Source organism: Chryseobacterium proteolyticum (assembly GCF_046591535.1).
GTDB classification, from domain to species: Bacteria; Bacteroidota; Bacteroidia; order Flavobacteriales; family Weeksellaceae; genus Chryseobacterium; species Chryseobacterium proteolyticum.
Genome location: NZ_JBJLWK010000009.1, coordinates 20,262 through 42,270, shown reverse-complemented (window position 1 = coordinate 42,270; position 22,009 = coordinate 20,262). Strand labels below are relative to the sequence as shown.

The 22,009-nt window shown below is 36.5% G+C and carries 15 protein-coding genes and 1 pseudogene; 8 read left to right on the top strand and 8 right to left on the bottom strand.

The window, feature by feature from the left end; genetic code table 11:
- Window positions 1–8: 8 nt before the first annotated feature.
- The 5 genes from ACJ5H0_RS22645 to ACJ5H0_RS22625 form a co-directional block, all read right to left on the bottom strand.
- Window positions 9–1,292 (bottom strand): DUF4252 domain-containing protein, encoded by a 1,284-nt coding sequence (locus ACJ5H0_RS22645; protein ID WP_411252128.1) that lies wholly within the window; start codon window positions 1,290–1,292, stop codon window positions 9–11.
- A 63-nt stretch (window positions 1,293–1,355) separates the two neighbouring features.
- Entirely contained in the window at window positions 1,356–2,024 is a 669-nt protein-coding gene (locus ACJ5H0_RS22640) for a hypothetical protein (protein ID WP_172280941.1), read from the bottom strand.
- On the bottom strand, window positions 1,999–2,508 hold the full coding sequence (locus ACJ5H0_RS22635; protein ID WP_172280942.1) for an RNA polymerase sigma factor: 510 nt from the start codon (window positions 2,506–2,508) through the stop codon (window positions 1,999–2,001). Before ACJ5H0_RS22635 ends, ACJ5H0_RS22640 begins: the two co-directional genes overlap by 26 nt.
- A 101-nt stretch (window positions 2,509–2,609) precedes the next feature.
- Entirely contained in the window at window positions 2,610–3,770 is a 1,161-nt protein-coding gene (locus ACJ5H0_RS22630) for a GlmU family protein (protein WP_273649809.1), read from the bottom strand.
- A gap of 590 nt (window positions 3,771–4,360) precedes the next feature.
- On the bottom strand, window positions 4,361–4,612 hold the full coding sequence (locus ACJ5H0_RS22625) for a type B 50S ribosomal protein L31 (protein ID WP_002976190.1): 252 nt from the start codon (window positions 4,610–4,612) through the stop codon (window positions 4,361–4,363).
- Window positions 4,613–4,797: 185 nt separating this feature from the next.
- On the opposite strand from ACJ5H0_RS22625, the gene ACJ5H0_RS22620 reads away from it, so the two are divergent.
- The 4 genes and pseudogenes from ACJ5H0_RS22620 (at window position 4,798) to ACJ5H0_RS22605 (ending at window position 9,166) form a co-directional block, all read left to right on the top strand.
- Window positions 4,798–6,204 carry a hypothetical protein gene (locus ACJ5H0_RS22620; RefSeq protein WP_411252127.1) on the top strand — a complete coding sequence of 469 codons (1,407 nt, stop codon included), beginning with the start codon at window positions 4,798–4,800 and terminating at the stop codon, window positions 6,202–6,204.
- Window positions 6,204–6,530: a nucleotide pyrophosphohydrolase gene (locus ACJ5H0_RS22615; RefSeq protein WP_034678907.1), complete on the top strand. Its 327-nt coding sequence runs from the start codon at window positions 6,204–6,206 to the stop codon at window positions 6,528–6,530. Before ACJ5H0_RS22620 ends, ACJ5H0_RS22615 begins: the two co-directional genes overlap by 1 nt.
- A 158-nt stretch (window positions 6,531–6,688) precedes the next feature.
- A pseudogene (locus ACJ5H0_RS22610) lies at window positions 6,689–7,907 on the top strand (3-phosphoshikimate 1-carboxyvinyltransferase).
- Between the two features lie 257 nt (window positions 7,908–8,164).
- The gene (locus tag ACJ5H0_RS22605; RefSeq protein ID WP_411252126.1) at window positions 8,165–9,166 is read left to right on the top strand and encodes a phosphatidylinositol-specific phospholipase C; all 1,002 of its coding nucleotides are present in this window, start codon (window positions 8,165–8,167) and stop codon (window positions 9,164–9,166) included.
- 94 nt (window positions 9,167–9,260) lie between these two features.
- Here ACJ5H0_RS22605 and ACJ5H0_RS22600 read toward each other — a convergent pair whose 3' ends face one another.
- The 3 genes from ACJ5H0_RS22600 to ACJ5H0_RS22590 form a co-directional block, all read right to left on the bottom strand.
- The gene (locus tag ACJ5H0_RS22600; RefSeq protein WP_411252125.1) at window positions 9,261–11,087 is read right to left on the bottom strand and encodes an alkaline phosphatase; all 1,827 of its coding nucleotides are present in this window, start codon (window positions 11,085–11,087) and stop codon (window positions 9,261–9,263) included.
- 223 nt (window positions 11,088–11,310) lie between these two features.
- Window positions 11,311–12,819 (bottom strand): RagB/SusD family nutrient uptake outer membrane protein, encoded by a 1,509-nt coding sequence (locus ACJ5H0_RS22595; RefSeq protein WP_345991626.1) that lies wholly within the window; start codon window positions 12,817–12,819, stop codon window positions 11,311–11,313.
- A 25-nt stretch (window positions 12,820–12,844) separates the two neighbouring features.
- A complete protein-coding gene (locus ACJ5H0_RS22590) occupies window positions 12,845–15,733 on the bottom strand; it encodes a SusC/RagA family TonB-linked outer membrane protein (RefSeq protein WP_411252124.1) in 2,889 nt (962 codons plus the stop codon).
- Between the two features lie 418 nt (window positions 15,734–16,151).
- On the opposite strand from ACJ5H0_RS22590, the gene ACJ5H0_RS22585 reads away from it, so the two are divergent.
- From ACJ5H0_RS22585 to ACJ5H0_RS22570, 4 genes are all read left to right on the top strand, one after another.
- The gene (locus ACJ5H0_RS22585) at window positions 16,152–16,940 is read left to right on the top strand and encodes an SDR family oxidoreductase (protein ID WP_273649832.1); all 789 of its coding nucleotides are present in this window, start codon (window positions 16,152–16,154) and stop codon (window positions 16,938–16,940) included.
- Window positions 16,941–17,065: 125 nt separating this feature from the next.
- A complete protein-coding gene (locus ACJ5H0_RS22580; protein WP_411252123.1) occupies window positions 17,066–18,670 on the top strand; it encodes a BamA/TamA family outer membrane protein in 1,605 nt (534 codons plus the stop codon).
- Window positions 18,671–18,888: 218 nt separating this feature from the next.
- The gene (locus tag ACJ5H0_RS22575; protein ID WP_411252122.1) at window positions 18,889–19,146 is read left to right on the top strand and encodes a carboxypeptidase-like regulatory domain-containing protein; all 258 of its coding nucleotides are present in this window, start codon (window positions 18,889–18,891) and stop codon (window positions 19,144–19,146) included.
- Window positions 19,147–19,165: 19 nt separating this feature from the next.
- Entirely contained in the window at window positions 19,166–21,997 is a 2,832-nt protein-coding gene (locus tag ACJ5H0_RS22570; protein WP_411252121.1) for a SusC/RagA family TonB-linked outer membrane protein, read from the top strand.
- The last annotated feature ends 12 nt before the right edge of the window (window positions 21,998–22,009 follow it).

Sequence of the window (22,009 nt, the reverse complement as noted above, 5' to 3'; positions counted from 1 at the left end):
CATCAGGTTTAGTTTATGGATCTCAGACTTCCACCGGAAACCTTACTGATATTGGAGTCAATTCTCGGATTTCCTTTATATTTAATGGATCCTCCGGAAGATGCTTTAGCCTTAAGCTTATCCGTTACATTGATGGTAAGACTGGATCCGGATGTAGATTCCACTTCCAATTCACTTAATCTTAAGTTTTCTGCTTTACAAGATGCACCACTGCTTATATCAATAACTCCGGAAGTTGCCTGCCCTTCAAGTATGGTATCTGACCCACTTGAAGCTTTAACAACGACGGACGAAGTATTAAGACTTATTTTTATACTGGCTCCTGAAGTAGAACTCACGTCTGTGGTACCAGAAACATTAAATTTTCCTTTGATTGTAGATCCTGATGAAGCATCAATATCCATACGGTTCTCCTTTACCGGATTTACTGCTGTAAAGTTTGCTCCGGAAGATGCTTTCACACTACTCATTCTTGGAGAAGAAACATTTACACTTAAGTTTTTAAATCTGACATTTCGTTCGCCCTTATTGTCAACATAAACTTTTAAAATACCATTCTCTACTTTGGTGATTACATATTGAAGCTTATCCGCATCTGCAATAACCTTTACACTTGTCGGGCTTTCCTGCTTATAAACGAGATTTACTCCCGTGCTCACCTGAATTCCTGAGAACTCACCCACATTTCTTGCTTCACCATTAAGGTATGAAGTACTACTCTCTGAAGTAAAGCTGCTTCGTGTAGTATTGGTACTCGAGCTTACTTTTGTTTCACTGGATTTTATAATCTTACTGAGATCATCCATTGATAGTTTCCCATCCAGCATTACTAAAACATTCCCGCCATCACCACTGTCAATACTCAACAGGACATCATCCAATATTCCTTCTTTTGCTCCTGAAGATAGAAATTTTATTTTGTTTTCCTTACTATTCACGCTCATCACTTCGCTATAGTTCAGATTATTTAAATAGGTAGAAATATCTTTATTGATCTGGGAGATATTACTTTGTATTTTTTTACCTCCCGGAGAATTTACGTTTTCAGGGCTCTCTGTAATCAGAATCTTTAATCCATTAATCTTTGTCAATAATGGTTTGATCTGATCCAGCTGAGAATCATCGATATTCAGGCTGCTAAGCATCCCAAACATGGGTTTTGCAATTTTAATAGAAGTTACACCTTCTACCTGCTGGTATTTTTCAAAAAGTTTATCGAATTTGTCATCCTGCCCATATACTGTAAAGAAGTGGGAGAAGGCAAGTGCGAATATTATCAATATTTTTTTCATGAGTCAATTTTTAATTTTAAGCTGATAATTAATACCTGATCAGGGAGTAATCTCTTTTTTTTGTTAATAGTTATCATCCATTACTTTTGGCTGTACTAACTTTTCGCTAACATTATTTGCAAATATTTGAAATGAATATTTAGTCACATTAATAGCCTCTTCAACATTATCGATCCTTTTTCCGTTTACAATAACATAATTGTTATTGTAGCCTGTAGAATCTTTCGAAGCAACATTCAATTTTCTATAAGAAGAATTATCTGTAAATTTTGGTCTTACTTCTTTTTTCAGTCTTCCTCTTTTAGGAAGAATCTCATCCAGAACATCTTTTTCCGCAACTGTGTTTCTCTGAAAGACAGAATCACTTTTTATTGCTGCAATACTGTCTGCACTGTTTACAGCGACCTGTCGTTCTGGTTCATGATTTTCTTCAATGAAATCCTGCTTTTGTTGCTTGATCTGGTTTTCTACCAATTTTGACTGGTCTGCTACCGGAACATTTTGGTAGTAATTGAAGATCAATCCTGCACTTACAAGCAATACTACACTTGCAGCCATCCAGAACCATTTGGGGAAAGAAGGTTTTTTCTTTTCCAGAGGAATGATCTTATGATCATCATTATCTATACCTTCTGCTTTTTGAAGAAAATCTTCAAAATCCCAATTCATCTTTTCTTCCTTCATACCACGGAAGATTTCGTCGTACTTATCTTGAAATTGATCGTTGTTCATAATTCATCAGTTGTGAGATTTGTTCTTTTACTTTTTGTCTTGCACGCATAAGATTGACTCTTACTGCATTTTCCTCCATTTCCAGCATCTCTGAAATTTCAGATACTTCATATTCCTCTACATCTTTCAAATGGATAACCATCTTTTGTTTTTCAGGAAGTTCATTAATAAATCCTATAATATGTTCTTTAAGGTTATTAATATCCATACTGTAAAGTTCCGACCGATGAATCTGCATATCTGCAAAACCAGCCTTCACATCATGATGCTTCAATCTGTTAAGGCATTCATTCCGAACGGATTTTAATGCATATGATTTTAAATTTCCGAATTGCTCCAGTTCTTCTCTTTTCTGCCAAAACTTTACCATAAGATCCTGCACCACATCTTCTGCTTCATCACTGCTCATGACAAACCTCTTCGCAAAACGATACATCTCGTTTTTGAGAATAAACACCGTATTCTTAAAGGTCTCTTGGGTCATAAGTTTTGTTTCTATGAGTAAGACAATCAAAAATTAAATTCTATTACATCACAAAATAAAAAAAACTTCAAAAAAATGAAGTTTTTTTTTTATAATCAGGGTTAATAGCTGTCAAAAATATATTTTAAAATCCTCTTATCTTCGTCTGTGAGAGCCACTTTTCTTCTTGCCATTGCCCTTTCTGCCACTTCGTAAGCTTTATCCAATTTAAATCGTTCATCTCCCTTAAATCCACCCCAGGAAAAATTCTCTATGAGATTAGGAGGAAAACCTTCTTTAAAAATATTGGAAGCGACACCAATTACAGTTCCTGTATTCAGCTGGGTATTGATTGCTGTCTTGGAATGATCTCCCATGATCAGCCCGGCAAACTGTAATCCTGTATCTTCAAATGCCTTCGTCCTGTAGCTCCAGAATTTTACTGTTCCGTAGTTATTTTTCATATTTGACGAATTGGTATCCGCTCCAAAATTACACCACTCCCCGATTACCGAATTTCCAACAAATCCTTCATGACCTTTACTGGAATACCCGAATACAATAATATTATTAACCTCTCCTCCTATTTTACACTGAGGTCCAATGGTGGTTGCACCATAAATTTTTGCCCCCAGATTAAATTTAGAATCATCACAAAGGACAATAGGACCACGAAGATGGCAGCCTTCCATTATTTCCGTATTCTTTCCGATATAAATCTTTCCGGTTTTTGTATTGAGTGTTGAGAATTCTATCTGTGCCCCTTCTTCAATAAATAAATCTTTTTTATCTCCTAAGAATCCATTGGTGGAGGAAAGTTCCTGAGAGGTTCTTCCTTTGGTAAGGAGATCAAAGTCAAAATCAATCGCCTTATGATTATAGGTAAACAGGTCTTTAGGTTTTTTAAAGAAAACAAGTTCTTCTTTTATATCAGTCATTTTTTCAATCTGATTCAGGGAAAACCCTTTCATATTGATTTTTGCCGCAATCAATTCGTCTTCGTATACTAAAGCTTCACCTTGCTTAAGGTCTTTTATTTGTTGCAGGACCTGCTCAGTAGGTAGAAAATTAGTAACGAGAAAAAGACTTTCTTTTTCTTCCGGGTTTTTAAATTTTTCCTGAAGGTAATTTTCTGTGAAATAGGAAACTTCAGAGTTTTCCAATAATTTCTGCCATCTCTCTGAAAATGTCAGGATTCCGCAACGCATTTCTGCAATGGGGCGGGTAAAAGTAAGGGGAAGAAAGTCTTCCCAATATTGTGCATCTGAAAATACTAATTGCATTTTTAAGAAGTTAGAGGTTAGAAGTTAGAAATCAAAGGCTTGAAAATGGAAGTAATACCGTACTTGTGGTGGTGTTATTTTCCGGATATGAGCTCCTTATTTCTACTCAGAACAAAAATACAAAAACATATGAGAAATCAGAAAAGGTATTTCGGGGATGCGTGATCCGAGGTATGAAGTGCGAGCATAAATGCTGATCTTATCTTTTAATAAATGACCGCTGCAATTTCGGTAGAAATCTGTTTTTTAATGATCAAAGTGAGCATTGTTAGTTACTTACTATATATTATATTTTAGACCTCTGATCTTCTCAGATTCATACAGATTTTTGCATTTGTTTCATGAATCCTTGTAGGCTTTTGTAAAAATATGATTGTTAATTTATAATATTGACAACTGTCTATCAATTATCATTTATTATTAATTAATCTAGCCCCGATAGAAACGGATACCCCGCAACAAGTATTGGATTAGCCCTGGCGTTAGGAGTATGAGTGGATAGCGGGAAAAAGCTCCTAAAAAGAATCTCAGCTCAAAAAAAAAGTCTTCCAAAATTTTGGAAGACCTTAATATCTTTAAATGTCAAAAAATTACTTAGCGAATTTTTTGTATTTGTTCATAAATTTATCTACTCTACCAGCAGTATCTACTAACTTTACTTTACCAGTGTAGAAAGGGTGAGAAGTAGAAGAGATTTCCATTTTGATCAAAGGGTACTCTTGTCCTTCATACTCGATAGTGTCTTTTGTTTCTGCAGTAGACTTGCAAAGAAACACCTCGTCGTTACTCATATCTTTGAAAACAACAAGTCTATAATTTTCTGGGTGAATTCCGTTTTTCATAATACAATTTTTAAAAAAATTAAAGTTTGCTTTCGAAATAGTAATGGATATTTCTCTGCTAATTTTAGGCTGCAAAAATACAATATTTTTTCTAATATCCAAATAGCTAGTCCAATATTTTTTTCTTGATAAGAAATTTAAAGTATTTTCGTTAAATTTGGAATCTATATTAAACTTTAATTTCGATGAAATTCAAATTATTACTGGCTTTTTCTTTCTGGATGCTTCTGATGGCGGTATCATGTAATAAAGATGATATCAGCTTTGATGCTCCTTCACAGCAATTAAGATTTTCCAGGGACACTGTGTTTTGTGATACGGTTTATCACCAGGTCCGCTCTGAAACTTATGTTGTAAAAGTATATAATAATGAAGACAAAGATATTTCTATTCCCAGAATTAATCTTGAAAAAGGAGCAGCTTCTTTATATAAAATCAATGTAGACGGAAAGGCAGGATACGATTTTAAAGATGTTCCCCTGAGAAAAAAAGACAGTCTTTATATTTTTGTTGAAATTGCCCCACAAGCTACCGGTCCGGAGGCTATTGCTGAAGACCGTGTGATATTTACAAGTCCAGCGGGACAACAGCATGTCACTTTATTTTCTGTGGTTCAGGATGCTGAATTCTTTATCCAGACTCCAACCAACCCTAATGTGATCAGTAATCATACAACCTGGAGTAACACAAAAGCGAAGATTATTTATGGTGACCTTACGATAAATCCGAATGTTACCCTGGATATTCAACCCGGAACTAAAGTATATTTCCATAAAAACAGCGGAATGAAAGTAGGCACAGGTGCTACATTAAATATAAACGGAACCTTGAACAATGAGGTTGTTCTTCGGGGTGACAGGAATGATCCGTACTATGATACTATTCCTAAAAACTGGAATTCAATCCGTATGGAAGCAGGATCTACCCTCAATATGAATTACGGAAGACTTTTCGGAGGAACAAGAGGACTGGAGATGAAGCAGACGAATGCCACAATCAGCAATTCATTTATTCATACATTTCAGGAATATGGTATATATGCTGTAAATTCAACAGTGAATGGAAAAAATCTTGTTATGAATAACTGCGGGGAATCTGCAATAGGTATTTTTAAAGGAGGAAACCATAACTATACACACGCTACCATAGCCAATTATTCGAAAACGCTTTCTTCTTCCAACCGTAACGGAATTTTTGCTACCAATGAGTGGAAAAATGATGCTGGGCAAACAGAACAAGGCGCATTACAGCTTAATGTGAGAAACAGTATTGTATATTCCGACAGGGATAATTCAATTAATTTTGAACAAACTCCAGGACAGTTATTTAATTTTCAGTTCCAAAACTGCCTGCTAAAGTATTCAAACACTTCGGAAGCCGGCTTTAACTTTGACAGCAATACTAATGTCATTCAGAGTTTAAAAAATGAAGACCCGCAATTTGTCAATTATTTTATTGCTCATCAGAATTTAAGAGTTAAGACTACCTCCCCGGCTAAAAATAAAGGAAATGTTGCAGTAGCAGCAACGGTTCCAACAGATATAGCCAATGTATCAAGAACTACCCAACCAACTCTTGGAGCTTATCAGTAATGGAAATAACGAATTTACAACAGCAGGTTGATGAATGGATAAAAACAATTGGTGTCCGTTATTTTAATGAACTTACCAATATGGCAATGTTGACAGAGGAGGTAGGTGAAGTGGCTAGAATTATCGCGAGGCGATATGGTGAGCAAAGTGAAAAAGAAAGTGACAAAAGCAAAGATTTGGGTGAAGAATTGGCGGATGTTCTTTTTGTAACCTTATGCCTTGCCAATCAAACAGGGGTAAATCTACAGGAAGCTTTCGACAAAAAAATGAAGATAAAAACGGATCGCGATAAAGACCGCCATCAGAATAATGAAAAACTGAAGTAAAGATTCAGATGCAATGGGTAAGGCTTATTTAGCTTATCATCTGGTCTTAAAAGACTGAGTCTTATCAGAATAATAAAATTGAAACAGAGAGTACGTTGATGATAACAGATAATAAACGTCTGGGATCTGATGTCTGAAATCTGAAACCTATAGAAACAATGAAGTTAGAGAAATCAAAATTAGAAGGAGATCAAACCATACAAATCAGCGGTTCGAAAAGTATTTCGAATCGTTTGTTGATTTTGGAAAGCCTGTTTAATAACATACAAATCGGAAATCTTTCCAATTCCCAGGACACAGAAATGCTTACGAAAGCCTTATCAGAAAATTCTGAAGTGGTGGACATTCATCATGCCGGAACCGCCATGCGCTTTCTTACTTCATATTTTTCTATCCTCGAGGGCAGGGATACTATCCTTACCGGATCCGGAAGAATGAAAGAAAGGCCTATCAAAAACTTGGTCAATGCTTTGCGTGATCTGGGAGCAGATATTGAATATATGGAGAACGAAGGTTTTCCTCCTTTAAGAATTAAGGGTAAGAGGATCACACAATCTGTGGTGAATGTTCCTGCCAATATTTCCAGCCAGTTTATTACTTCTTTACTTCTTATTGCAGGGAAGCTGGAAAATGGTTTGGAGATCAATCTTGTCGGCGATATCACATCGAGGTCTTATATTGAAATGACGCTTGATATTATTACCAGATTTGGCATTAAAGCTACTTTTACAGGCAATGTGATTAAAGTAGAACCTTTTGCAAACCCATCTTCTGTTATCCATTATGAAGTAGAAAGTGACTGGAGCTCTGCTTCATACTTCTACTCTATCTGTGCATTGGGAAGAAAGACTATTCATCTGAAAAGCTTCTATAAACAATCCACTCAGGGAGATTCTGCAATAGCAAACATCTATGAGAAGTTCTTTGGAATTACAACGACTTTTTCGAAAGAAGAACATAAAATTACTTTAAAGGCTGATCCTAACTTTTCTTTTCCGGAAAAAATTGAACTGGATATGAACGACTGCCCCGACATTGCGCAAACTCTTTGTGTAACGGCAGCTGCATTAAAAATTCCTTTCGCCATTTCAGGTCTTGGAACCTTAAGGGTTAAGGAAACAGACAGATTACAGGCTTTATATAACGAACTAAAAAAAAATAGGAACTGAAACTGAAATTACAGATTTCACAATCGAATCAGTGAGTTTTGGAGAACCGGAAGAAAATATTTCGATCAAAACTTATCAGGATCATAGGATGGCCATGAGTTTTGCTCCATTCTGCCTGATCAAAGAGCTTACTATAGAGGAAGAAAATGTGGTTGAAAAATCGTATCCTATGTTCTGGAAAGATCTTTCCACAATTCTTATATCGTAATGTAAAGAATATTTCAAACGACAACACAAAACGACGGTCCTTTCATCAGATCGTCGTTTTGTGTTTATATGGACAATACGCTACTCAAGTTAATTTAGAAAACAGACGATTTTTGCAATTTCAGCAATTCTGGAATTTTTGCCTTTTAGGAGAATTTCTACATTTAAACATCATAACTTAATTATCTATTAAAATTCATTTAACTCCCTTATAATAGATATATGCTTATTTTAGGTTTAAATAAAAATACTTAAACTATGTCCAAATTTAATGTGAGACATCTTGCGATTCTCCTTCTCGGTATTACAGCTACCTCCACGATGCTTTCTTCATGTTCAGAAAATCTAACCGCTATGAACTCTGATGATAAGAACTTCAGTATTCAGGCAAAGAATACCGGTAAAGTTACTCTGGCCACTATTGGTATCAGCAACTGGATGTCCGGATTAGAGGATAATACTTCCCTTTCTAAAATTTCTATCCCCGGCACTCACGATTCAGGAGCAATGAGAGAGGTTCCTTCGAACAGTGGTACGGCAAAGACCCAAAACCTTACCATCAGCGAGCAACTCAATGCAGGAGTCCGTTTTCTGGATATCCGTTGCAGACATATTGATAATTCTTTTGCTATCCATCATGGTGCTATTTATCAGAATTTAAATTTTGATGATGTTCTTAATGCATGCTACTCATTTTTAGACAGTCATCCTACAGAGACCATCATCATGTCTGTAAAAGAAGAATATAATGCTTCGAATACAACAAGAACCTTTGAGAAAACATTTGATTCTTACATCGAGAAAAACCCTTCAAGATGGGATCTTGGAACTCATATTCCTACTTTAGGATCTGTGAGAGGAAAAATAAAATTACTAAGAAGGTTTTCAGCAGAAACAGCTAAAGGAATTGATGCTACATCATGGGCAGATAATACAACCTTTGAAATCAATAATCCCAATGCTTCATTAAAAGTTCAGGATTATTATCAGGTAAGTAATAATGATGATAAATGGAATAAGATTTCTGCTCTTTACAATGAGGCTAAAAATGATACCAGCAGTAAATTTTTTATTAATTTTACAAGTGGTTATAAACCCTTAATATTTGGAATTCCCAGTATTCCTACAGTTTCCAATACTATTAATCCTAAACTTAAAACTTTATTTCAGAACAGTCCACAGGGAACTTACGGAATAATGCCAATAGATTTTGTCAGTGCGGAACTCTCAGAATTGATTATTAAAACTAACTTCAACTAGATTTCTTAAAAAAACTGAAAAATAAAATCGCAGCCTTTATTGATTAAAGGCTGCTACTTTTTTAATGATTATTACATTATTTCCAATAAAAGCTTTATTTCTTTATTCCGTACGCGCTGAGTATTTTACTAAAGATCTCAGTATTTTCAAACAATCCTGTAAATTCTTTAGAATTGGGGCCATAAGCAAATACAGTAGATGGAATGGAAGTATGGTCATTGGTGCTGAAATTTCCGAAAATCCATCCTTCTTTAAGACTTCCGTCAAGCAGTGTCAGTCCTCCGGTTTCATGATCCCCTACAACAATCACCAATGTTTCTTTATTTTCATCCGCAAACTTCATGGCTTTTCCTACCACATGATCGAAGTCTAATAATTCTGTAACAAGCTGCTCAATATTATTACTATGTCCACCGCCATCTGTTTGGGATGCCTCAACCATCATGAAAAATCCATTTTTATTTTCTTTTAGATCATTGAGGGTAAGGTCAAAGGCATCAGCTAACCAATTTCCTCTTCCTTCGGTTATTCTTTTTGAAGCAAGAGGATCAATGATCAATGTTCGGTTATTAATTTTCTTCACAGATTTTAGATCCTGGTAAGTATCTATTTTTGCTTCTTTAATTTTCAAAACATTATCCGGCGTCAATCCACTGGTAGGACCGCCAATCAGAATCTTGGTTTTGGAATTCACAAAGCCTTTCAGGATTGGCTCCGAGCTATTTCTGTTATCTGAATGTGCATAAAAATCTGCGGGTGTAGCATCTGTGACGTCTCCGGTAGAAATTAATCCTGAAACCTTTCCCTGGCCGGCAATGATATCCGGAATTTGTGCAATAGAATTTCCTCTTTCATCAACTCCAACGAAGGTATTCTTCGTCTTCACTCCCGTAGCAAATGCTGTTGACCCCGGAGCAGAATCCGTAATATAAGCATTGGACGAATTGGTCTTAGACAATCCAGTAGCCTTGATATTAAATACATTTAACTTTCCTTTATTCGCTGTAAAGGCAGCATAATACTGGGACAAAGAGGTACCATCCGGAATTAAAAGAATCACATTTTTAACATTCTTAACCACTCCATCCGTTTTGTAGGTAGGTGCATATGTAGCGTATTCTTTGGTATTTTTATAAAAATTCCTAGGAATGGTATTGAGAAATTTTTTCAGATCGGGAATGTGATCGGTATTGATGTAATCCACTCCCAAATCTATAAAATTCACCCATGCATTAGGGAAATCCGGAGCTCCGTAAAAACGTACTGGCTTTTGCCGGGCATGAGCAGCCTCCACTGCCTTTTTTATATTTTCGGTTTCTTCATCTCTGGGGATTCCCTTTCCATTCCACTTTACCAGCCCCTGCAAATCTGCACTGAACAGTCCTACTCTTCCAAGCTCGTCAGAAGTATATTTTTTATCAAGATCCCCATCAAAAAAAAGATAATCCGGATAATTTTTGAAATCAGAAGGCTGAGGTCTGTTACCGGTTATTACAATTTTGACTCCGGAATTACCCGTAATCTCAGGATATTTTTTCAACGTTGCTAACAAAGCATTGAGACTGGTTTTATAATCTTGCTTAATATCAATAAGCAATTGTAGTTTTTTAGAAGAATCCGGATAAATCTTTCCTTTATTGAGTTTGATTTGTTTTGAAATATTGTCCAGGTAGAGGCTTTCCAATGTCCTGTCAGGAGATAATTCTTTTTCTGTATGGGCTACCCACAGCTTGCCATTAACAAGAAAAACATCTGCTTCAACAGAACCGAAGTTTGCATAATATGCCTCCCAGAATGGTACTTTCTGTTCATAATCATTATGTGAGTGCGCATTGCTTACAGTATAGTTCAGATAATTCTGTGCCTGATTTTGTGAAAAAATGGCGGTGGCTAACAAAGCCCATATTTTTATTTGTTTCATAATATTTTAAAAAGACCTGTTTAAAGGGTTTAGAGACTGAAAGCAAAAGGCAATCTGTTAAATTGTGATTTCTATTTTTGCATTGTTCATCTTTATCAAGATAAAAAATTCAATATCCCTTCGTTTCAATCTGAAACCAATGATGACCATAAAAAATAAAAGTTTAAACTATACCACTGCATAGTTTCAGCAATGGTATAGTTTATCATTATTAGCTAAAGTTTTACCAGCCTTGGTTTTGTTTGATGATCCCGTGACTGTTCACGATTTCAACCTGTGGCACTGCCCACACATTATGAACCGAAGGATTGAAATTTCTGGCAGCCCATACTACCTGTCCATTAATTCCATGTAAAGGCTGTGCATAAGTACTTTGAGCATCCCCCCAACGCACAAGATCCCGGTGCCTGTCAGCCCATTCACCCGCCAATTCGCAACGTCTTTCGTGCTTCAGGTCAGCCAATGTACATCCGTTTTTCGAGGCCAATCCTGCACGGTTACGGATCATATTAATTTCCTGGTCCGCATTCTGTCCCATCATAATTTTTGCTTCTGCTTTGATCAAAATAACTTCAGCATAACGCATAATCGGAACAGCAAGGTCGGTACACGGATAATCTCCATTAGCGCTTACATGCCCACTGTTTAATGCGTACTTAAATGCATCCATATATTTATTAAACTGATATCCTGTAAGGGAATTGATAGAAGCATATGTTCTTACACTTCCGTTAAACGTGAACTGATCTCCCAATTTCAGAATTGTTGCACTTCTTCTTAGATCTCCGGCTTCATATTCATCATATAATTCTTTGGTAGGTTGAAAATATCCCCAACCATTATACAATCCCCATCCTTTATTTTCAAGCATAACGCCAGGAAGAATACTTCCTACCGAATTAAATTTAGGGGTACTCGGTATAGACCATATATATTCCGAGCTATAATTATTTTCAGCTTTGAAAACATCAGCGTAATTATTCAGTAGATTTCTGTTTCCTTTTGTCATTACTTCATTCGCCCAAAATGCAGCATTTTGCCAGTCTTTCATAAATAAATACACTTTCGCCAGAAGTGCCCATGCAGCCACCTTGTGAGGTCTTCCGAAGTCTTTTGCCAGCAGTTCTTCCTGTGCAGGCAATAATTCTGCGGCCCTCTTAAGATCGGTTACAATATAATTGTAGTTCTCCATTACATTGGCCGCTCTCGGGATCGGATTAGGATCGGCTTCTTTATTTCTATCGATAATAGGAACTCCAGCTTTGTCATTTCCATAGTTATATGCCAATTCAAAATACATCCGGCTGCTCATAAATAAAGCCTCTCCCAGATATTTATTTTTTACAGCAGCTGTAGTCTGAATATTATCGATGTTCCGAATGACACGGTTTGCAACACCGATTACATTGTATCTTTTATTCCACTGAGTTTCTAGATCACCTGCAGCAATATAATTACTGCTGAAATTCTTTGCATTATCGGCTTCACTTTTTGATCTTCCTGTAACCATATCATCGCTGGCATTAATGAACCAGAATAAACCTCTCCCATAAAATTCACTATCGGACAAAGGCTTATACATTGCATTAGCTCCGGTGATCAGGTCATTCTCTGTTTTCCAAAAACTCGCCTCGGTAGGTGTTCCTTCCGGCTGAACATCTAACTCGTTTGTACAGGATGAAAGCACAACTGCAATCCCTGATATCCAAAATATATTTTTTAAAAATTTCATCTTTTCTTTTTTTAGTGTTAAAAAATTACAATCCTATTTCCACCCCGAAAATAAATGAGCGAGCCTGAGGATATCTTCCGGTATCCACTCCATAAGTATCCATTCCCACTTCCGGATCAAAACCTGTATATTTGGTGATGGTAAACAAATTATTTGTTGTTATATAAATTCTCAGCTTTGTGACATCAAGCTTTCCATACAATTCTTTAGGCAAGGAATAACCGATGGTAAGGTTTTTCAGTCTTAAGTAGGACCCATTTTCTACGTAGAAATCCGATACTTTAGAGTAATTCCCGCTTGGATCTCCCTGAACGAGTCTAGGTATATCCGTATTGGTATTTTGTGGTGTCCATGCGTTAAGAATTTCCCTGTCCATATTGTAGTTCTGTCCTGTTCCTCCCGGATTTAATGAAATAAACTTCAGTCCGTTGAAAATTTTATTCCCGTACACTCCCTGAAAAAATACATTGAGGTCAAAATTTTTCCAGGTCATATTATAGGAAAGTCCGTACGAAAACTTGGGATAGGGATTTCCGAGATTTACAAAATCATCATTATTCAGCACTCCTGTATTTCCTTCTTTTTTCAGGAACTTGATGTCTCCCGGCTTAGCATTGGGCTGGATGAGATTTCCGTTCGCATCCTTATAATTATTGATCTCTTCCTGTGTTTGGAAAATGCCTCCGGTTTTGTATCCGTAGTAGGAATACAAAGACTCTCCTACCCTTATACGGGTGGGTTTCAGTACTCCACGCACTCCATTGCTGTTAATAAAAATCTCATTAACATCGGCCAGCTGCTTCACCGTATTTTTTAGTTGACTAAATGTTGCTCCTATTGAATAGGAAAAGTCTCCTGTACTTCTGCTGTTATAGTTAATTCCCAACTCATAGCCTTTATCCTGAAATAAACCAGCATTTATATATTGGTTATTATAGGTAGCGGTACTTGGTAAACTTACATTGAATATCTGGTCTTTGGAATTTTTGGTAAAATAATCAAACTGTAAAGAAAGGCTGTTTTTAAGAAAAGAAGCATCCAATCCAAAATTCGTCTGTTCCGATTTTCCCCACTTCAAATTCGGATTTGGTCTGGTAGTAGCATAATATGCAATGTTTTGAGAAGGGTCCTGCCCGAAAATCACATTATTATCCCTGATCATTAAAGGATTAACAGCCTGAGGTGAAATCCCTCCTAGATTTCCCAGTATCCCGTAGCTGCCTCTTAATTTTAAGCTTGAGAGCCAGGAAATGTCTTGTAGAAAATTTTCCCTGGACATTACCCAGGCTCCTGAAAGAGCATAATAATTGGCAAATCGGTTTTGCTTCGCAACTAAGGATGATCCATCCCTTCTTCCCAATACACTGATCACATATTTACCGGCATAGTCATAATTGATCCTGGCAAGATAGGATATCAGGGATTGCTGGTATTTATAACTGGAAACATCTTTATTGGTATCCGCAGCATTCTGAAGGTGTTGAAAAACTTCTACTTCGCTTCGGAAATCATAGGCTTTCGCCAGGAAACCTTCATCAATTGTTTTCTGAAATGTAAAACCACCCAGAAAATCAAAATTATGCTTGTCAAGAGCTATTTTATACGTAAGAAGCTGTTCTGCAAGGGCTGTCGAAGAGTTGTTGGACTGATACTCAAGATTGTTGGTATCGAAAATCTTTCCTACTTCCAAAACTCTGTACGTAAAATTCTTAATGGTCCATATTTTAAATGTCTGAGAAAAATTCGACCGGAACTTAAGATCTTTAGCTAAAGTAACCTCAGCATAAGGATTGATGAGAATTTCATGGGTAGGATTTCTTATGCTGATTCTTTGCAGATAGGCTACCGGATTGATCATATCTCCGTAACCTCCAGCCACATCAATGGGTAATCCTGAAAAGGCTCCCGTCGGAGTATATACAGGAACATTTGGCGGATAATACATCGCGGCTACCAATGCCCCTGTATATCCACTTTTTGTATCCGCGGTATTTCCGTCTGAGTAATTATAATACATATTTTCTCCGATGGTTAACCAATCCTTGATCTTATGCTCAGAATTAACTCTGAAATTATATCGTTTTGCCTGGGTATTCAATAATATTCCTTCCAGATTCCTATGGTTCATCCCAACAAAAAAACGGGATTTTTCACTTCCCCCACTTACGTTAAGATTATATTCCTGGATCGTTCCCGTATGAAAAATTTCTTTCATCCAGTCGGTCCTTGTTACTCTTCCATCCGGATATTTATCCGCATTAAATGCCAAAGGTAAGCTGCTTAGTTTACCTGCATTCTCAAAGGCCTGACGCATCACATCCTGAAATTCAGCAGCATTTAATGATTCTTTCAACCTCCAGGCTTTATTAACACCATACTTCACATCAAAATCTACGGTCAGCAATCCTTTCTTCCCCCTTTTTGTGGTTATAAGAATTACTCCTCCGGAAGATCTTGCTCCGTAAATAGCTGCAGAAGCATCTTTAAGTACGGATATATCCTGAATGTCATTAGGGTTAATAGCCGGAGTTCCGTTAAACACCACACCATCCACCACATAAAGTGGGGTTTCACCGTTGATTCCTCCTAAACCACGGATATTTACCTTCGGGGAGCCGTTTGGATCTCCACCCTCGTTAACAACGGTTACTCCCGGAGCTTTTCCCTGAAGGACCTCACCGATGCCGGATAGTGATCTTGAAGTGAGCTTATCTAATGAAGCTTCGGAAACAGCACCGGATACTTTACTCTTTTTCTGTGTTCCGTATCCTACGACGACGACCTCATCGATTGATTTTTCTTTTAAGCTGTCTTTTTTCTGAGATAGCAACACCGGAGACATACACAGTGCGCCGATTAGTAGTCCGCGGCCTGTTAAATAGGCCACCGAGACAGGAGTTTTCAGTACAGTCATTTCATGCTTTTGATTTCGGATGCAAAATTAGAACAGCATACTCCTTAGGGTTATTAACATTTTTTTATATTTCTATTAAGAAATAGTTTTTCAATCGGTTAAAACCCGCACATAAAACACTACATATCAAATAAATATTGATAAAATAAACATTAATTACGTATTCCCTACATCATTAAGGTTAAGTTTATTTTAAGTTTTATCCCTATAACAAAAGTGTGTATCAATCTATCCACCTATTGGTACTTATCTTTAGTCTGTATTTTCAGGAAGAATAAGTTACAGAGTTCATTATTCTTTTTTTTACATTTGCTGAAAATACGAGTCCGGTGCTGTCTGATGAGGAATATAAAAAACTTGTCAATAATCAGTAGCCGGAAAATATGAATAACAACAATTCTAAAAGCAATAAAAAGAAATGACCATTATCATCACCGGAACTTCATCAGGAATTGGTTTCGTTTTAGCAGAATATCTGGGAAAGAAAGGACATCATGTATATGGATTGAGCAGAAAACATACTGAAAGTCAATATTTCAAGTCTATTCCTACCGATATTACAGATAACACAGCAGTGGGCAATGCCATAACTGAAATCTTAAAAACAGAAACAAGAATTGATGTGCTGATCAATAATGCCGGGATGGGAATGGTAGGAGCTGTAGAAGATTCTTCGAAAGAAGATATCCTGAAGCTGTTCAACCTTAACCTGGTAGGCTCTGTTCAGATGATGAGTGCAGTAATGCCTGTAATGCGTAAACACAAATTCGGAAAAATCATTAATATATCGAGTATCGGAAGTGAAATGGGACTGCCATTCAGAGGATTTTACTCGGCTTCGAAATCGGCTTTGGATAAGGTTACTGAGGCAATGCGTTATGAGGTATATCCCTGGAATATCGATGTATGCTCTCTCCATTTAGGAGACATCAAAACCAATATTGCAGAAAACAGGGTAAGAACTAAAGTTTCCGAACCTTATAAAAGTGTCTTCGATAAAGTGTATGCATTGATGAATTCTCATGTCGGTGACGGAACAGAACCATCAGAAGTCGCAGAATATATTGAAAACCTTCTGACAAAAAATAAGTGGAAAGCCCATTATTATTTTGGAAAATTCGGCCAGAAAATAGGAGTTCCTTTGAAATGGATTCTTCCACAGGGAACTTATGAAAATTTAATGAAAAAATACAATAAACTGGATTAATTCCGGTTAGTATTGAGTGAGGAAAGGGAAAATAATAAAATCGTTAAATCTATAATTTGCAAAATTGTGATTGAGCGGCAATTTTCACTTCACCGGATTTCTGAATGGTTTAAATAAATGGAGTATTGAAGTTATTTCTGAAAATATTTTTTGTATTGTTTTGCGTTTTTGTTCAAGCGCAAAAAAAAGTCTATTGGCTTACAGATAGCCAAACCAAACAAACAAAAAAAGTAAAAGATTCCGCTTCGGCAGTAAAATTCCTTGACTCTCTGGCTCAGAACAACTATTTTTTCACCCAGCTTAAGGAGGTGAAAGTAAAAGGGGATAGTACGGAGATCATTTATGATAAAGGAAAAAACTTCAATGAAACATATGTCAGTATCTCAGATTCAATTGTAGGTAAACTGAAGATCAAAAAAGATTTTTTTACTAAAAATTTAGATTCAACCAAAAAGAGCATTAATAAAAGGTACGTTGATGACGGGTATTCATTCAGCCGGATCAAGTCCAAATACAAAGGCCAGAAGAACGGCTATCCAATGGTTGAACTTGAAATCAACAAGAATGATAAAAGAACGATCGATGGTTTTGTTGTAAAAGGATATGAAAGAGTTCCTAAGCGATTTATCAAAAACCTTGAAAAAGATTTTAAAGGAAAAACCTATGATGATAAAAATCTGATTGCCATTAATAAAAATTTTCAGAGTCATCCGTTTGTTTCACTGGAACGTCCTCCTCAAACGCTCTTTACAAAAGATTCCACCCAGATCTACTTGTTCATGGAAAAGAAAAAAACCAATACGTTTGATGGGGTTATTGGTTTCGGGAATGATAAAACGGACAAATTCACATTGAACGGAACATTGAATGTGAACTTCAGGAATATGTTCAATGGTTTTGAAACGATCAATTTATATTGGCAGCGAAATCCTGACAAAGGACAAACTTTTGACTTACAAACAGATATTCCATATCTCTTTAAATCGAATGTCGGCCTCAATATGAAGGTCAATATCTTCCGGCAGGATTCAACATTTGCGAATGTAAAATTACTGCCTGCATTATACTATCACATCAACAACAGGTATAAAGTAGGTCTCAGAGGAACTTTTGAAACATCAAGTATTATCGACACTTTATATGTTCAGGGAAAAGATTACAACAAAAAAGGGATCGGAGTATGGCTTGATATGACAGAGCCTACTGACATCGATCTTTTTCTCTACAAAACAAAAATAAACGCCGGTTACGATTTCCTTACGACAACATATACTAAAGATAATATTAAAGCCAACCAAAATCAGTTCTATTTTTTCGGGGAACATAATTATCACATTTCAGGCAATCACTTCCTCAACATAAAGGCAGAGGGCGCCATGATGGATTCAAAAATAGAATTTTCAGCCAACGAATTGTATCGTTTTGGAGGATGGAATTCCATGCGTGGGTTTAATGAAAAATCCCTTGCCGCTGATTTTTACTATTATGCCGGGTTAGAATACCGCTATCTGATCGGAAGCCAGGCATTTTTTGATTTCTTTGGACAATATGGGCAGCTTAACAACAAATCCTTAAATGTAAAACCCAAGCTATACAGTATTGGGTTAGGATTTAATTTCTTTATTCCGATAGGGCTCATGAGCTTCCAGATTTCAAACGGTAATGAGTTCGGAAATCCATTCAAGTTTAACGACATTAAAATTCACTGGGGGATCTTAAGCAGATTTTAATGAAAAATGCTTTTATTACTTAAAAAAACAACCATTTATAGTAAAGTAAAAAAGTGATATATATGGGCTTTCTGTTTTATAATTATATTAACTTTTCTTGATACAGATCACCAAATGATATTTTTATCTTAATATATCATTAAGATATAGGTAACAATGCAGCGCTAAATTTGTCCTCAAAAAAATGAAGAAGACTTTAGCTACTTTTGCAATTTTTTTTGCTCCCCCTATACCTAACTGCTCAAGAAGTCAACATTTCCGGAAATGTAAAATCCGAAAACGGCAATACAGTCTCCGGTGTTAACATCACCGATAAAAACACTGGGAAAACAACTATTACAGATGGAAATGGAAATTTCACCATTTCAGCAAATCCAAAAGATATTCTGGAGTTTTTCTCACCTGATTATTCATCCTACACTATAGAAGTTTCTTCGAGAAGACAATATTCCATTGTTCTAAAAAAAAGTAAATGAAAAACAAATCGAAGGCGTTGTGATCACTGCCTTAGGGATTGCCAAAAAGAAAGAAAAAATTGGCTATTCCACACAGGAAGTGGGGACAAAACAATTTGAGTCCATCACCACTCCGAGTATCGGAAATTTATTCTCCGGCCAGGTTGCAGGATTGAATGTTTCCAATCCTACGGGAATGCAGCAGGCACCTCAATTTACATTAAGAGGAAATTCCAATCTGGTATTTGTTATAGATGGGGTTATTGTAGAAAAGGAAGTCTTTCAGAATCTGGATCCTAACAACATTGATAATATTAATGTATTAAAAGGCGCAACAGCTTCTGCATTATATGGTTCCAGAGGTAGATACGGAGCCGTTCTTATCACTACCAAAAGTGCTAAAAAGAAAGGATTTACAGTAGAATTTTCTCAAAACACAATGATTACTTCCGGGTTTACCAATCTTCCGAAGACCCAGACTCAATATGGAAACGGCTCTCACGGAAAGTATGAATTCTGGGATGGAGCAGACGGAGGAGTGAATGACGGAGACATGATCTGGGGCCCGAAATTTGTTCCCGGACTAAAAATAGCGCAATGGAACAGTCCGATCAGGGACAAAGTTACAGGGCAGGTCATTCCGTGGTATGGAACCGTTGCAGGAAGTCAGTACAATGATAAATCAAGATATGAAAGGGTTCCTATTGATTGGGAATATCATGATAATTTAAAAACATTTCTAAAGCCAGCTGTCATAAACAACAACAGCTTTTCCGTAAGCTATAAAAATAATAAAGATATTTACAGGCTTTCCGGAAACTTCATGAACTATGACGACAGAATTCCCGAAGCTTATTTACAGCGTTATGGGATCAACTTCTCTTCAGAAAACCACCTGACGGACAAATTAATCTTTGATACAAAATTTAATTTCACCCAGACTTTTACCCCAAACATTCCCAATTACGATTATAACCCAAGTGGCCATATGTACACTATTCTTATCTGGATGGGAGGTGACGTAGACGGAAGGGATTTGAAAAACCACATGTGGGTGCCCGGAAAGGAAGGGACTTTACAAGCCAACTGGAATTACGCATGGTATAATAACCCGTGGTTTGGAGCCAACTATTACAAGAACAGAAACAGGACCAATGTTATTAACGCACAGACAGGTTTAGAGTATAAGGCAACGGAAGATTTCTCAATTAAAGGTAAGATATCTATTGTTGAAAACCACAATAAACAGGAAATATTAAGTCCTTATTCATATTTCAATTACAGTGCTCCACGAAGTGGCGGATACATTCTGAACGACACCAAAACCTGGAACCTCAACTCTGATGTTTTAGCAACTTATAAGAAAAAGATCTCTGAAAATTTCGATTTTGCCATCAATGCCGGGGCATCCACATTCTATTATAAAAATAATGTAGATAATGCCTCAACAGACGGTTTGAAGATTCCTGAACTGTACGAATTATCAAATTCCATCGGAGCTATAAAGTATTATGATTACCTCAAAGAAAAATTGATTTACAGTACATATGCAACTGTAGATATTGGATTGTATAATGCCTTTTTCATCAATGTTTCCGGACGTAATGACTGGTCTTCTACATTACCAAAAGCGAACAGGTCTTATTTTTATCCTTCTGCATCATTAAGCGCTGTGATTTCGAATCTTGTAAAAATGCCTGAAGCCATTAACCTTCTGAAATTATCTGCTTCCTGGGCGAAAGTGGCTTACGATTTCCAGCCCTACTCGATCAGAAACTATTATATGAATAACAATGGAATTACTTTTAATGGTAATCCAACCAATTATTATCCTACAACTTTAAATTATGAAAACTCACTAAAGCCTGAACAGACTAAATCTTATGAACTAGGCCTTAGTGCCGGATTATTTAAAAATAGAATAACACTGGATGCAACATATTTCAGAACTTTGGATTACAATAATATCCTACAATTTCCGAGTGCTGAATCTTCAGGTTTCAAATCTCAATATGTAAATGGTAATGAATATACTACAAAAGGAGTTGAAATCTCTTTAGGGCTGATACCTGTAAAGACAAAAGATTTTATGTGGAAATCTTTGATCAACTGGAGTAAGTATGAACAAAAACTAACATCTATTTATGACAACATGCCTAACTATAACAACATTAAGCTAGGTGAAAGAATGGATTCTTACTATGACTATACATGGCAAAAGTCTCCGGATGGAAAAGTAATCCTGAATGCAGAAACAGGAATGCCAACTAAAGCAACCACTCCTACGAATTTAGGACATTTCAATCCGGATTGGACGTTCGGCTTTAATAACACATTCAAATACAAAAAACTGAGTTTAAATATCGGTATTGACGGAAGTATAGGCGGAGTAATGAGATCTCAGGTGGTTGAGAAAATGTGGTGGGGAGGAAAACATCCGAATTCTGTAGCTTACAGAGACCAGGAATATGCAAATCCGGGAACTTATTATTTTATTCCTGACGGTGTCAATTATAATGCAGCTACCGGCACTTATACTCCGCACACAAAACCTATCAGTTTTCAGGACTGGGCACAAAACTATCCTTATCAGGCAAGGGTGACACAGGATGAAAGTGAAGAATTCGCCAATGTCTTTGACAGGACCTTTATAAAGCTTAGATCTGTGGTTCTGGAATACGACTTCTCTTATTTGCTTAATCCAAAAGGATTTGTAAAAAACTTCACGGTAAATATATCCGGATATAATCTTGCAATGTGGAAAAAATCCAAAAATCTATACTCTGACCCTGATTTCCAGATAAAAACAGGAAATGATATCCAGGATCCATCGAGCAGATGGTTTGGAGTTGGATTTAACCTTAAATTTTAATTAAATAACATT